General features: G+C 53.6%; 15 protein-coding genes. 4 read left to right on the plus strand and 11 right to left on the minus strand.

The window, feature by feature from the left end; translation table 11 throughout:
• Positions 1–23: 23 nt before the first annotated feature.
• Together E2L00_RS04850 and E2L00_RS04855 are read right to left on the minus strand one after the other, a co-directional pair.
• A complete protein-coding gene (locus E2L00_RS04850; RefSeq protein WP_338031905.1) occupies positions 24–566 on the minus strand; it encodes a 2-oxo-tetronate isomerase in 543 nt (180 codons plus the stop codon).
• A 74-nt stretch (positions 567–640) separates the two neighbouring features.
• On the minus strand, positions 641–814 hold the full coding sequence (locus E2L00_RS04855; RefSeq protein WP_167607825.1) for a GnsA/GnsB family addiction module toxin: 174 nt from the start codon (positions 812–814) through the stop codon (positions 641–643).
• Between the two features lie 214 nt (positions 815–1028).
• On the opposite strand from E2L00_RS04855, the gene E2L00_RS21540 reads away from it, so the two are divergent.
• Positions 1029–1409, plus strand: coding sequence for a hypothetical protein (locus tag E2L00_RS21540; protein ID WP_236127682.1), 381 nt, complete (start codon positions 1029–1031; stop codon positions 1407–1409).
• A 466-nt stretch (positions 1410–1875) separates the two neighbouring features.
• Here E2L00_RS21540 and E2L00_RS04865 read toward each other — a convergent pair whose 3' ends face one another.
• From E2L00_RS04865 to yobA, 3 genes are read right to left on the minus strand one after another with little or no spacing between them, the layout of a single operon-like run.
• Positions 1876–2217: a YebY family protein gene (locus E2L00_RS04865; protein ID WP_167607829.1), complete on the minus strand. Its 342-nt coding sequence runs from the start codon at positions 2215–2217 to the stop codon at positions 1876–1878.
• A gap of 16 nt (positions 2218–2233) precedes the next feature.
• Positions 2234–3112 carry a copper homeostasis membrane protein CopD gene (copD, locus tag E2L00_RS04870; RefSeq protein ID WP_167607831.1) on the minus strand — a complete coding sequence of 293 codons (879 nt, stop codon included), beginning with the start codon at positions 3110–3112 and terminating at the stop codon, positions 2234–2236.
• Between the two features lie 5 nt (positions 3113–3117).
• Positions 3118–3492 carry a CopC domain-containing protein YobA gene (gene yobA, locus E2L00_RS04875; RefSeq protein ID WP_167607834.1) on the minus strand — a complete coding sequence of 125 codons (375 nt, stop codon included), beginning with the start codon at positions 3490–3492 and terminating at the stop codon, positions 3118–3120.
• A 150-nt stretch (positions 3493–3642) separates the two neighbouring features.
• On the opposite strand from yobA, the gene E2L00_RS04880 reads away from it, so the two are divergent.
• Together E2L00_RS04880 and exoX are read left to right on the plus strand one after the other, a co-directional pair.
• A complete protein-coding gene (locus E2L00_RS04880; protein ID WP_167607837.1) occupies positions 3643–3873 on the plus strand; it encodes a DNA polymerase III subunit theta in 231 nt (76 codons plus the stop codon).
• A gap of 541 nt (positions 3874–4414) precedes the next feature.
• On the plus strand, positions 4415–5074 hold the full coding sequence (exoX, locus tag E2L00_RS04885; RefSeq protein WP_167607840.1) for an exodeoxyribonuclease X: 660 nt from the start codon (positions 4415–4417) through the stop codon (positions 5072–5074).
• Positions 5075–5082: 8 nt separating this feature from the next.
• Here the strand turns inward: exoX and ptrB are convergent, their stop codons facing one another.
• From ptrB to E2L00_RS04905, 4 genes are all read right to left on the minus strand, one after another.
• A complete protein-coding gene (gene ptrB, locus E2L00_RS04890; RefSeq protein ID WP_167609592.1) occupies positions 5083–7140 on the minus strand; it encodes an oligopeptidase B in 2058 nt (685 codons plus the stop codon).
• A gap of 92 nt (positions 7141–7232) precedes the next feature.
• Entirely contained in the window at positions 7233–7916 is a 684-nt protein-coding gene (locus E2L00_RS04895; protein ID WP_167607843.1) for a tellurite resistance TerB family protein, read from the minus strand.
• 264 nt (positions 7917–8180) lie between these two features.
• Entirely contained in the window at positions 8181–8525 is a 345-nt protein-coding gene (yebF, locus tag E2L00_RS04900; RefSeq protein WP_167607846.1) for a protein YebF, read from the minus strand.
• 72 nt (positions 8526–8597) lie between these two features.
• Positions 8598–8921, minus strand: coding sequence for a YebG family protein (locus E2L00_RS04905; RefSeq protein WP_167607849.1), 324 nt, complete (start codon positions 8919–8921; stop codon positions 8598–8600).
• Between the two features lie 138 nt (positions 8922–9059).
• On the opposite strand from E2L00_RS04905, the gene purT reads away from it, so the two are divergent.
• Positions 9060–10238: a formate-dependent phosphoribosylglycinamide formyltransferase gene (purT, locus tag E2L00_RS04910; protein ID WP_167607852.1), complete on the plus strand. Its 1179-nt coding sequence runs from the start codon at positions 9060–9062 to the stop codon at positions 10236–10238.
• 51 nt (positions 10239–10289) lie between these two features.
• Here the strand turns inward: purT and kdgA are convergent, their stop codons facing one another.
• Together kdgA and edd are read right to left on the minus strand one after the other, a co-directional pair.
• Entirely contained in the window at positions 10290–10931 is a 642-nt protein-coding gene (kdgA, locus tag E2L00_RS04915; protein WP_167607856.1) for a bifunctional 4-hydroxy-2-oxoglutarate aldolase/2-dehydro-3-deoxy-phosphogluconate aldolase, read from the minus strand.
• A gap of 62 nt (positions 10932–10993) precedes the next feature.
• Entirely contained in the window at positions 10994–12805 is a 1812-nt protein-coding gene (edd, locus tag E2L00_RS04920) for a phosphogluconate dehydratase (protein WP_167607859.1), read from the minus strand.
• Positions 12806–12812: the final 7 nt, after the last annotated feature.

Raw genomic sequence — 12812 nt, forward strand, 5'->3', positions numbered from 1 at the left:
AAAAGTATATTTCCCCGTCAGTATTAAGTCGGATTATTTTGCTTCAGTAACGACAGCATTTCAGCAAGGGCATAATCTGTGGCCTGCACAATTACCGACTCACAATCGCCATTGAAATGCGCTGACCTGGTATAGATTTTCGCTTCGGGTAATTGCCATGCAAACCATACGGTTCCTGCTGGCGTTCCGTCTTCTCCCCCCTCCGGCCCGGCGTAACCGCTGACCGCAAGACTGACATCCGCAGACGCACAGCGTAGCGCACCGGTTGACATTTCCGACACCGTCTGGCTGCTTACTGCCGTATATTTGTCGAGAGTTTCAGGGCTGACGTTCAGTACCGTTTTTTTTGCCTCGTCGTTAAATGTCACAAATCCTGTCCCATAAAAAGTGGGCGTATCATCTGCTGCGCATAAAGTCGACGCTACGTGTCCGCCGGTGCAGGATTCAGCAGTAGTCAGAAATAATTTCTTCTCGATCAACAATTTTCCCAGCTCGTTGGCCACTGATGATGAAGTGTTCATAGCTGCATCTTCCTTTGTCTTGTTTGTGCCCGGTCTGAAGACGATTCACTGCCCTTCAGGGTTAATAAAGAATAGTCATAAAAAAAGCCGCCGTAGCGGCTATTTTTACGACAGGAATTTTATATAAGCTTAATTTTAACGTCATATCCTTCAAGCCCGGCCATCGTCTCACGGGGCGTAAACTCAATCTCAGAAACTTCCATCGCCGATTTTTTTCGTAGCTCGGCAATCTTTTTTGAAATCAGGGCGGAGATTTCCGCCTCGGCTTTTCGCTTCTGTTCTTCAATGCTCATCTTTACCTCGTCTGGTTTCTTAAACGCATCAATGCGCCAGTAAGGTGACTGCAGATTGTTTGCTGCATTTGTCTATAACTAACTATAAATAATAGACTAACTCAGCCCCAGCCGCCCGGAGCTGCTGGAAACTTTCCAGGCGCAACCTTCCTGTGAATTACCTGTATGTTTCGTGTTACCTTTGCAGCACAAGTTTTCTAAAATGAGGCCGACCATGAAACTCATCCTTTTGCTCATCCCTTTACTCAGCCTGCCCGTTTTCTTGCAATCTTCAGCTTTTGCTGCGACGGCTACCCGGCTTTCATGCTCATTGCGCAAGAATGTAGTCATATCGCGGTTTAAACATAACCTTTCGACGATGCAATGGGGCGATCATTTCCTGATTGCGTCAGGAATAAAGAAAACCGCAACAAAGAGTAACGTACCGTTCCGCATCACCAGCTTTCAGAATGGCGATGACCTGGTTTTCTTTCCGGACGAGCTTAAGTATTTCTTGTTTTATTCGGGAAATCCGGTGCCTGACAGATGCACAGTACTGAGCACCAGCACCTATCAGATAACCCAGTTGCCGCGGTATAAAAAACCAGACGCGTAGCCCCTCTTACTCAGGCTTCCGCCAGTGCTTTGGCAGGCCTGCGAGATTTTCCCTGAGCTTACCCGGACAAAAAAGTTAGCGGTAACCCTAAAAATACCTGGACGCGCGCACTGCAGAGTATGTTATGGTTTAAAGCAAATATGAGGTGCAGAAATTTTTCGGAAAAGTTTAAGGATAAACTGCAAAATGCCTTCTATTTCAAACAGATAAAAAAAGACCGAATACGATTCCTATATTCGGTCCAGGGAAATGGCTCTTGGGAGAGAGCCGTGCGCTAAAAGTTGGCATTAATGCAGGCTAAGTCGCCTTGCCTCTTAAGGATAGATTACCGGCGCAGGTTTTCCAGTCCGACACAAAAGTGTTCAGAAAAAAACCAGGCTTCAGGTAATTATTACAATGAAAACAGCAATAATCGGCTTACGGATATCGCTGTTTTTTTTTGCATAAAATATGGTGAGAGCGGGATTTAGTTACACAATTTCCCGGCACGTTCGATAAACGGCGCCAGACTCATTTTTTTACCCGGGGCGTTTGGATCCTCAATCTGAATGACGGACACGGGCTGTCCGCTGGTCTTACCGCTTGCAACCTGTTGTTCCGCTTCTTCGTTGAGCGGGTATTGCATCAGCGTGGATGGGTTAATAACAAACAGAGCATGATTCGCCCGGCAGCTCAGCATCACTTCTTCGCGATTAAACGCCCACTTGTCTTTACCCATATCAAAACGGCTGACCGTAATAATTTGCGGTGCTGCAAAGGCTGCGCCGCCGCAAGCCAGTAATAACAGCGTCAGAATACTCTTTTTCATGAATCTCTCTTAAATTCTATGCCGCCAGTAACGGCTCCCAGGTAGCGAAGGCGCTTACCGTGAGCAGCACCGCCACCGACAAAATAACTTCCAGCCAGGTTAGCTGAATAAAACGTTGTTGCGCTACCGCGCTGGCAAAGCGCGGCACCAGCAGATAGCGATTGACCAGCGCTATTGTCACCATTAGCGCTACCAGGGCAATCTTTACCAGCAGCAATTGTACATAGCTGCTCGCAAGCGGCAAAGCCCAGCCCAGAATCAGCAGGCTATTGATAACACCGGTTGCTATCACGGCTGCGACGGCAAGATGTCCGTAGCGTGAAAAACGCATCATCGAGATGATGGCTGCCTGCCGCCAGCGCGGCTTTTGCGCCATTCGCATACACATTAGCAGCGGTAATAAGCCTCCGGCCCACCAGGCTGCGCTAAGCAGATGGATGGCGTGATTCAGGCGCTGGATAGCGCCTGGAATTCCCTCGCGCATCGCCGCATGCCCAACGCCCGCCAGCAAGATTAACTGTGCGGCGGCAAAGATCAGTAATATGCTTTGCAGCGCGCGCGGCTTAAGCAAAAAGACCGCAACCGTCACAACGCTTAGTGAGATCTGCCACAGCCAGACCTCACCAAAGCGCGTGCCGGACACGGCAAGCCAGACCTGAGGATTAACGGCGTCAGCCCAGCCGCTGCCCATTAATCCGGCCTGCGCTCCCTGTAGCAGAACGGCGCTGAGCGCCGACAGCCAGATGGCGGCATGGCATTGTTTTACCAGCCGACGACTCAATACGTTTCTAAACGGCGCTGGCGCAAGCAGCACGCTACAAACGGTGCTGCCAAACAGCACCATCAAAGCGGCAAAATGGACAAACCGCAGCGTAATATAAAGCGCCGACAGCATCGCCTTTATTTCACGGAGAAGTGATACGTTCCTTTGGTCTTATGCCCGTCCACGGACACGACGTGCCAGTCGACCAGATATTCGCCGGGCTTGAGCGATTCTTCTATCGGCACGATAAGCTGCTTATTGTCTTTCTCGTTGCGTTTAACCGCGCCGGTTTTCACCGCGGCTTCCTGCGGACCGGTAATTTTCACGCCGCTGAAATTTGGCTCAATCCCTTCTGAAAAATCAAGCGTCAGGGCCTGGGGCGCCGCCGTTACCGCTGCATCTGCGGCCGGGTACTGGGTTTTAAGGTGCGCGTGTGCAAACGCAGCAGGAGAAACGGAGATCGCAGCAAAAAACGCTGCGGCGGTCAGGACACGCGGGAGGGTGAAGGCCATATCGACTATTCCTTTTTATTATGTGAGACGGCAAAAGGATAACCCCGGGCGCCGGCCAAGTCGAATTGAGCGCAGCTATCAATGCATGTAAAAACTTGTCATCGTGTTCATCACGCAGTACCTTCTGCCGGGACAAAGACGGAGGACCACATGAACTACAATCTCGCCGATTTACCCCAGGATGAAATGGACAAAGTAAATGTCGATCTCGCCGCCGCAGGCGTAGCCTTTAAAGAACGCTATAACATGCCCGTGATCGCCGAAGCCGTCGAGCGCGAACAGCCGGAAAATCTACGGAACTGGTTCCGGGAAAGATTAATCGCTCACCGTTTAGCTTCCGTCAGCCTTTCCCGCCTGCCCTATGAGCCAAAGATGAAGTGATTTTTTCATGCAGCCTTTTACAGAAGTGGTGTCAGGCTTTTTCCCGTTCAGTTATTCGCGGCCCGGTCACGGCCCAAAGGTGGGCCAGTGAGGCGGGTTGATTAAAAAAGATACTATGGTTTGCGTGGAATGTTGCCGCTGCGCAATATAGCGCCCGGCCCGGAGTCCTTCGAGCCAACATTTCTCACCATCCCGACTTTATTCATCCTGCTTCCGCCGGGCGGAGCGATTTCTATATTTTTCCCGGCTTTCGTTAACAAATCACGATCGGGCGCAGGCTATTTCCCCTCGCCTTCCCTTTACGGCTGCTGTTATCCATCGCATAGCTAGCGTTGCTAAATGCTATTGCGCTGCGAGCAAGAGGCGTCAACCGGTTTTTTATCGCATAGTTCTGCTGAGATGGTCCAGGGCAACGGGCGGTAATAGCTGACCACGGCTGCTGCTACCCATTGCTCGATATATTGAGAAAGGTTGGCATGGCGAGGCCATTCCTTTACGCTAACGTTTTAAGCATGCGTTCGAAGGCAAACCTGGAGTCATTATGCTGCGCGTTATAGATACGGAAACCTGCGGGCTGCAGGGAGGCGTGGTGGAAGTTGCGTCTGTCGATATTGAAGGCGGAAGAATCGTTAATCCGATGAGCGACCTGGTGCGTCCGGACCGTCCAATCAGCCATCAGGCTATGGCTATTCATAAAATAACCGAAGATATGGTGGTCGATAAGCCCTGGATAGAAGAGGTTATTCCGCGCTACCACGGCAGCCCGTATTATGTCGCGCATAACGCCAGCTTCGATAGCCGCATGCTGCCAGATATGCCCGGCGAGTGGATTTGCACCGTGAAACTGGCCCGCCGTTTATGGCCGGGCATCAAATACAGCAACATGGGATTGTACAAGTCCCTGAAGCTTGACGTCGAAACGCCAGCAGGTTTGCACCACCACCGCGCCCTCTTCGACTGTTACATTACCGCAGCCTTGCTGATTCGCATTATGGATGAATCAGGCTGGACGCCGGACCAGATGGTTACCATCACCGGACGCCCTGCGCTGGTTAGTACCATGATGTTTGGTAAATATCGCGGTAAAAAGATCGAAGAGATTGCGCAGGACGATCCGGGTTACCTGCGCTGGATGTTAAATAACATCAAGGAACTCACGCCGGATCTGCGCATGACCTTAAAGCATTATCTGGGGAGCTGAATAACGCGCTATCCCTTCTGCCCTGGCAACGTCCCCTGCGCCAGGGCAATCAAAAAGGCATACTCCAGCGATACGCCTTCGTAAGATTTAAAGCGCCCCGATTTCCCGCCGTGCCCGGAATCCATGTCGGTACACAGCAACAGCAAATTGTTATCCCGTTTCTTATCACGCAGTTTCGCCACCCATTTTGCAGGCTCCCAGTATTGCACCTGTGAATCGTGCAGACCCGTAGTGACCAGCATATGCGGATAGATTTGCTCCGCGACCCGATCGTAGGGACTGTATTGTTTCATATAGAAATAATACTCTTCGTTCTGCGGATTTCCCCACTCTTCAAACTCCCCGGTGGTAAGAGGAATGGATTCGTCGAGCATGGTTGTTACCACATCAACAAAGGGCACCTGCGCCACGATCCCATGGAACAATTCTGGACGCATGTTAATTACCGCGCCCATTAGCATGCCGCCTGCGCTGCCTCCCATGCCGTATAAAAGGTTGGCATCGCCGTAGCCTTGCTTCAGAAGCGCATCACAGACATCCAGATAGTCGTTGAAGGTGTTCATCTTTTTGAGATATTTGCCATCTTCATACCACTGCTGGCCCAGCTCGCCTCCGCCGCGCACATGGGCGATGGCAAACACAAAGCCGCGGTCTAACAGGCTAAGACGGCTGCTGCTGAAGTCTGCATCCATGCTGCTGCCGTAGGAGCCATAGCCGTAAACCAGCAAGGGATTTTTCCCGCGCTGAAAATGTTTGCGATGGTAAACCAGCGAAACCGGCACCTGCACGCCATCACGCGCGGTCACCCAAAGGTGCTCGCTGAGATAGTTACCGGCATCAAACCCGGGCACTTCCGTTTGCTTGATAACCCGGCGCTCACCGGTATTCATATCCAGCTCAAACAGCGTATCCGGCGTGGTCATAGACGAGTAGCCATAACGCAGCCGCGAAGATTCAGGCTCCGGATTATACCCAAGCCAAGTGACATAAGCCGGATCGTCGAATGCAATCCCCGTTACTTCGCGCGTTTTACGGTTGATTTGCCGCAGGCTGGTCAGGCCGCGCTGACGCTCTTCAACCACCAGCCAGTCGGTAAACAGCGTAAAGCCTTCAAGCATGATGTGTTCACGCGGCGGGATAAGCTCTTCCCACTGTTTTTCATCGCGGACCTTGCTGCGGTACAGACCGAAGTTTTTACCCTCGCGGTTAGAACGTATATAGAAATTGTGCTGATAATGATCGAGCGTGTATTCGTGGTCTTTGCGGCGCGGCGCAAAGCGCTGCGGCTCCGCATCCAGTAATTCAGCGTCCAGCAACAGTACCTCGCTGGTTGTCGCGCTGCCGAGGTGGATCAGAATAAAGTGCCGCGAGGTCGTTCCATGCACGCTGACGTAAAACGTGTCGTCTTTCTCTTCATACACTAAATCGTCGTCGGTTGTGGGGTGACCTACGGTGTGGCGCCAGACCTGGTATGGCAGCAGCGTTTTAGGATGCTTGCGCACGTAGTAAAGCGTGGCGGAGTCGTTCGCCCAGACAAAGCTGGTTGAGACGTTGCTGAGTACCTCAGGATACCAGTTGCCGGTTTCAAGATTGCGGAAACGCAGGCCGTACTGACGGCGCGACAGGTAATCCTCTGCCAGCGCCATAATCGTGTTGTCCAGCGTTATCGCCATCCCGCCCATAGTATAAAACTCGCTATGAGCCGCGCGTCGGTTCGCATCAAGCAAGGTATCCCACTCGTCCCACTCCGCAAGGACGGCCGACTGGCGTTGATAAATGGCGTATTCATTGCCCGTCTCATACACCTGCCTGTAACGATAGCCGTTTTGCGTATAAGGGGCAGAAACGTCGTGCTGAGGAATACGATCGACCATCTCTTTGAGCAGACGCTCCTGGAGCGCCTGCTGAGTTGCCATCACCTGCTGCCCGTAGTCGTTCTCTTCATGCAGATAATCGAGCACATCCGGGTTCTCGCGATCGTCGTCACGCAGCCAGTAATAGTTGTCGATTCTTGTGTCACCATGCTGTTGCAGGGTGTGGGGGATCTTTTGCGCTTTTGGTGGCATGTCATTATTCATTTTTAGTTAACACCCTGTAAGGGTGGCAAATTCAGACAGGCTTGCAAGCGAAACGTGGGTTTTTGAGGAAAATGCCGGGGTTAACCCGGCAGGCTTAGCTTCTGTTGTTTGAGGTCCTGCTCAATGCCTTCACGCACGTCCTGCGGGATTTTCAGCTCGTCGCCTAACGCGTTGAGATAGCTGCGTTCCATAAAATGATCGACGTCGATTGCCGCACAGCTCAGAAAATAAATTTCGAGGGCTTCTTCCTCGTTTTTCACATCCTGCGCCAGGCGTTGCGGATCGAGCGGCATGTCGATAGCCTCCTGAATCAGCGTGCGCCCCGGCCCTTCGATATTCGCCTCCCTTAGCTGCTGTTCAATGACCTGACGCTCTTTATCATCAATGTGGCCGTCGCTTTTCGCAGCAAACACCAGCGCCATAATTAAGCGACGGGTACGCACATCCACCGGTGATTGCTGCTGCCCGAACTGAGGCTCATCCTGATGCGTCTGGCGAACACGGTCTTTATATTTGTTCCACAGCACGCTTCCCGCAACGGCTCCTCCGCCCACCAGCAGCGCGCTGGAGCCATATTTGGCTAGTAATTTTCGGGAGGATTTATTCGCCAGCAGCAGGCCTGCAAGCCCGCCTAATGCGCCCGGCACCAGCAGGTTGCTCAATCCCTGCTCCTGACCGTTTACACCATTCCGGCGCTGTGTTTGTTGGTCGGAAAGGCCGGTCTGGCCCAGCATAGTTTGAATCTGTTGTAACCAGTTATTCATAAGAGTTGCCCTTAATTTATCGCTTAGCTGATTGAAGGTAAGCGAACGGGCGTCAAGAACTGTCTGACTACGCTAAAGCTGCGCAAAGGGGAACGCCGGGCAACCCCGGCGAGAGGTTGATGACAAACAGCCGAAAAACGTGGTTTTCGGCTGTTTGGGATAAACCAGAAGAGGTAATCCTTTGTTTTTATTAGTCCGGATTAATGTATTTAAGGGCAAGAGATTTTGTTAACGTTCTCACGCCGGGCAACCCCGGCGAGAGGATCAGGACTGATAATCTGCGGTTCCGGCGGTGCAATCGACCACAACGGTGTAATGGATATCCGTATTCATGCCGCGCACCGTGAGCGGCACCTTCCATTGGCCATTTTTCCCCGCGATCTCTTTGCTGTTCACCCAGATAACGGGATCGGCCTGGCCGAGTTTTTCCCGATCTTTGGGCCAGCTTACGATACGGTTTTGTTGATAATCGTTTTTTACGCTATCGCCAACCGCATCTGCGTCCAGGTTCTGGCAGTGCGGAAACTTAACTTTGTGAGATTCCGCTGCGGAAACGGTAAAACTGGTGAAAAAACAGGCCATACAAAGCGCAACGCCGATCTTGTTCATAATGTTCTCCTGACGACAGGTTGTCAGGAAAAGCCTGGTACAAAACCGTTATTGCGCAAGCGCTAAACCGGCCTATGCGGCCTTAGTGCGTTTACGTCCGGGATGAGCGGCAACGTTATCTTCATCCGGGGTTTCCTGTACGCTGGCTGTTGCAGCCACGTCCGGCAATTTACTGCTTCTTAACACCGTAGAGAGCGCGTCTTTGTTTTCTGCCAGCCACATTGCCAGCGCGTCGCTCTGCCCTTCTTCGAAGGCGACAGGGCTTTGTTGCAGCCAGTCACCTAATACTTCCGCCAGGTCGAGCATTTTGTCATAAGCGTCGGCCTCTTTTTTACTGGCAAAAGACATTTTTTCCTGCCCCTCTCGCACAACAACGTATTTAATTTCAACCGCCATGTTTGCAGCTCCGGTTAACTGTGTATTTATACAGTATAGTTGTATTACACCTGCTGCGCAAGCGGGAAAGCCGCTGCCTACGCAAACGTTTTCGTATATACTGCGGACGTTCATTTTATCACATCGGGTAAGCGGATTATGTCAATGTTGGGAACGGCCCTGCGTCCAGCGGCCACGCGCGTTATGCTGTTAGGTTCAGGCGAATTAGGGAAAGAAGTGGCCATTGAATGCCAGCGTTTGGGGCTGGAAGTCATTGCCGTCGACAGGTACGCGGATGCCCCTGCCATGCACGTGGCGCACCGCAGTCATGTCATCGATATGCTCGACGCGGCGGCACTGAGAGCGCTGGTCCTTCAGGAAAGCCCGGATTTTATCGTTCCCGAAATTGAAGCCATTGCCACCGACATGCTGATAGAGCTGGAGCGGCAAGGCCAGCATGTGGTGCCCTGCGCGCGTGCCGCCCAACTCACCATGAACCGGGAAGGCATTCGCCGTCTTGCCGCAGAAGCGTTATCTCTCCCCACCTCCAGCTACCGGTTCGCCGATACTGAAGATGATTTCCGCAGGGCCGCCGAAGAAATTGGCCTGCCCTGTATCGTGAAGCCCGTTATGAGTTCCTCCGGCAAAGGCCAGAGCTTCGTTCGCACCCGCGAACAGCTGGCGAAAGCCTGGGAATATGCGCAACAAGGCGGACGCGCGGGCAAAGGCAAAGTTATCGTCGAAGGCGTGGTGAATTTTGATTTTGAGATAACCCTGCTGACCATCAGCGCCGTGGACGGCGTGCATTTTTGTGCGCCAATCGGCCATCGTCAGGAAGACGGCGACTACCGCGAATCCTGGCAGCCGCAGCAAATGAGCGAGAAAGCGCTCGCCCGCGCGCAGGAAGTCGCTGGGAAAATCGTGGTGGCCCTGGGAGGTTACGGCCTGTTTGGCGTTGAGCTGTTTATCTGCGGGGATGAAGTCATTTTCAGCGAAGTTTCCCCTCGTCCGCACGACACCGGCATGGTCACGCTTATTTCGCAGGATCTGTCCGAGTTTGCCCTGCACGTGCGCGCCTTCCTCGGCCTGCCGGTTGGCGGTATTCGTCAGTACGGCCCGGCGGCATCCGCGGTAATTTTGCCGGAGCTCATCAGCGATAACGTCAAATTTGGCAATGTGTCGGCTGCAACAGGCGCGGGTTTGCAGCTGCGCTTATTTGGGAAACCGGAGATTAACGGTAAGCGTAGAATGGGCGTGGCGCTGGCAACGGGAAGTGATATCAAAGATGCTGTCAATCGCGCTGTGCTGGCAGCGGCAGCGGTAAAAGCCGCAGGATAACGGTAAACCCTCTCCGCAGCGGAGAGGGATTTATACCTCAGCAGATCTGAATTACGCTTTCGCGCCTTCAACCGCTTCGCGAGCAAGTTTTGTGATGCGGTCATAATCACCCGCTTCCAGCGCATCCGCCGGTACCAGCCAGGAGCCACCGATACACAGCACGCTCTTCAGCGCCAGGTAATCACGGTAGTTAGCCGGAGAGATGCCGCCGGTCGGGCAGAAGCGCACGTTGGCAAACGGGCCTGCAATCGCCTGCAGCGCTTTGGTGCCGCCGTTAGCTTCAGCCGGGAAGAATTTGAATTCTTTTAAACCATAATCCATGCCCAGCATCAGTTCAGAAACGGTGCTGATACCCGGGATTAAGGGAATGCTGCCTTCGGTTGCGGCTTTCAACAGGGGTTCGGTCAGGCCAGGGCTGATAGCAAACTGCGCGCCGGCTTCGGTCACTTCTGCCAGTTGCTGAGGGTTCAGCACGGTGCCTGCGCCAATAATCGCTTCCGGCACTTCTTTGGCGATAGCGCGGATGGCGTCCATGGCGCACGCGGTACGCAGGGTCACTTCCAGCACTCGCACGCCGCCCGCAACCAGCGCTTTCGCCATCGGCACAGCGTGTTCCAGCTTGTTCACTACGATAACAGGAACGACCGGACCCGTTGTCAGGATCTGTTCCGCGGTTGTTTTCCAGTTTTTCATCTGAGAGCCTCTTAAGCCAGCTTTATAATTTGTTACCGCCGCGGCGTTCACCGCAGTGGCGCTTAAAATTTAATGCAGGTCGCGCCCTGTTCCGCGCCTGATAACTGCTCACGCAACGCGCCAAAAAGTTCACGGCCTGTCCCGACGCGCCCGGCGCTCAGGTCAGGATGGAAGGCGGTGCGTTTCTCAAGCTCGGCTTCATCGACCAGTAACGTAAGTTCACCCGTCTGTCCGTTGACGCGAATCATATCGCCATCCTGAACTTTTGCCAGCAGCCCACCGTCGTAAGCTTCCGGCGTGACGTGGATGGCAGAAGGCACTTTACCGGATGCGCCTGACAGGCGTCCATCGGTGACCAGCGCGATTTTGAAACGGCGGTCCAATAATACCCCAAGTGGCGGCATAAGTTTATGTAATTCTGGCATGCCGTTCGCTTTCGGTCCCTGATGGCGTACGACAACGACGCAATCCCGATCGAGCAGACCGGCTTCGAACGCCGGTAGAACGTCGTGCTGGCTTTCAAAAATCACCGCTGGCGCTTCAATAACCTGGTTCTCAACCGGCACGGCAGACGTTTTCATTACCGCCCGGCCCAGGTTGCCGCTCAGCACTTTGGTCCCGCCGTGTTTTGAGAAAGGTTTGTCGAAGCTGGCAATAACGTCGCTATCCAGCGCCGTTTCGGCGCCTTCACGCCATGCAAGCTGGCCATTATCCAGCCACGGCTCCATGGTGTAATGATGCAAACCGAAACCGGCAACGGTGTCCACGTCTTCGTGCAGCAAACCGCCTTTAAGCAGCTCGCGCATCAGCACGGGAACGCCGCCCGCAGCCTGGAAGTGGTTAATGTCTGCCGGACCGTTTGGATAAAGGCGAGCAAGCAGTGGCACCACAGCAGAAAGGTCGGAGAAGTCATCCCAGTTAATGATAATGCCGGCCGCACGCGCCATCGCCACCAGATGCATGGTGTGGTTGGTGGAACCGCCCGTCGCCAGCAGAGCAACGATGCCGTTCACTACCACTTTCTCATCAACCATCTTGCCCAGCGGCATCCACTCGTTACCGTTGCCGGTCAGACGAGTAACCTGTCGTGCCGCGGCGGCCGTCAATTCATGACGCAGCGGCGCATCCGGTTGAATGAAAGAAGAGCCCGGCAGCTGCATGCCCATAAATTCCACCACCATCTGATTGGTGTTGGCAGTGCCGTAGAAAGTGCAGGTGCCCGGCGCATGGTAAGACGCGGCTTCCGCTTCCAGCAGCGCGTTGCGATCCACTTTGCCTTCTGCGTAAAGCTGGCGGATGCGCACTTTTTCTTTGTTGGCCAGACCGCTGGCCATGGGGCCTGACGGGACAAAGACCGCGGGCAGATGACCAAAAGACAGGGCGGCCATAGCCAGGCCCGGGACAATCTTGTCGCATACGCCGAGGTACAGCGCGCCGTCGAACATATTATGAGAAAGGCCAACTGCGGCAGACATGGCGATAACTTCACGGCTCAGCAGGGAGAGCTCCATCCCGTCCTGGCCCTGGGTCACGCCATCGCACATTGCCGGTACGCCACCTGCGACCTGCCCTACTGCACCCACAGAATGCAGCGCCTTGCGGATTTGATCGGGATAGTTCTCGTACGGCTGATGCGCAGAGAGCATATCGTTATAGGAGGTGATCATCGCGATATTGTTACGCAGCATGCTTTTCAGCGCGGCCTTATCTTCCGGCTGGCAGGCGGCAAAACCGTGAGCCAGGTTTCCGCACGCCAGCCCGGAGCGATGCACGGTGTTGCTCTTCGCTTGAGTGATGCGTGCCAGGTAGGCTGCACGGGTGTTTTTCGAGCGCTCAACGATGCGCTGTGTTACGCGTAACAAATTTTGATTCATAAAGGGA

This window comes from Cedecea colo (genome assembly GCF_011808225.1).
Lineage (GTDB): Bacteria > Pseudomonadota > Gammaproteobacteria > Enterobacterales > Enterobacteriaceae > Dryocola > Dryocola colo.

What these genes read in the sequence shown, in the direction of transcription:
- E2L00_RS04855 (WP_167607825.1), bottom strand. Translation starts at nt 814, where the DNA reads ATGAGCATTGAAGAACAGAAGCGAAAAGCCGAGGCGGAAATCTCCGCC.
- E2L00_RS21540 (WP_236127682.1), top strand. Translation starts at nt 1,029, where the DNA reads ATGAAACTCATCCTTTTGCTCATCCCTTTACTCAGCCTGCCCGTTTTC.
- E2L00_RS04865 (WP_167607829.1), bottom strand. Translation starts at nt 2,217, where the DNA reads ATGAAAAAGAGTATTCTGACGCTGTTATTACTGGCTTGCGGCGGCGCA.
- copD (WP_167607831.1), bottom strand. Translation starts at nt 3,112, where the DNA reads ATGCTGTCGGCGCTTTATATTACGCTGCGGTTTGTCCATTTTGCCGCT.
- yobA (WP_167607834.1), bottom strand. Translation starts at nt 3,492, where the DNA reads ATGGCCTTCACCCTCCCGCGTGTCCTGACCGCCGCAGCGTTTTTTGCT.
- E2L00_RS04880 (WP_167607837.1), top strand. Translation starts at nt 3,643, where the DNA reads ATGAACTACAATCTCGCCGATTTACCCCAGGATGAAATGGACAAAGTA.
- exoX (WP_167607840.1), top strand. Translation starts at nt 4,415, where the DNA reads ATGCTGCGCGTTATAGATACGGAAACCTGCGGGCTGCAGGGAGGCGTG.
- ptrB (WP_167609592.1), bottom strand. Translation starts at nt 7,140, where the DNA reads ATGCCACCAAAAGCGCAAAAGATCCCCCACACCCTGCAACAGCATGGT.
- E2L00_RS04895 (WP_167607843.1), bottom strand. Translation starts at nt 7,916, where the DNA reads ATGAATAACTGGTTACAACAGATTCAAACTATGCTGGGCCAGACCGGC.
- yebF (WP_167607846.1), bottom strand. Translation starts at nt 8,525, where the DNA reads ATGAACAAGATCGGCGTTGCGCTTTGTATGGCCTGTTTTTTCACCAGT.
- E2L00_RS04905 (WP_167607849.1), bottom strand. Translation starts at nt 8,921, where the DNA reads ATGGCGGTTGAAATTAAATACGTTGTTGTGCGAGAGGGGCAGGAAAAA.
- purT (WP_167607852.1), top strand. Translation starts at nt 9,060, where the DNA reads ATGTCAATGTTGGGAACGGCCCTGCGTCCAGCGGCCACGCGCGTTATG.
- kdgA (WP_167607856.1), bottom strand. Translation starts at nt 10,931, where the DNA reads ATGAAAAACTGGAAAACAACCGCGGAACAGATCCTGACAACGGGTCCG.
- edd (WP_167607859.1), bottom strand. Translation starts at nt 12,805, where the DNA reads ATGAATCAAAATTTGTTACGCGTAACACAGCGCATCGTTGAGCGCTCG.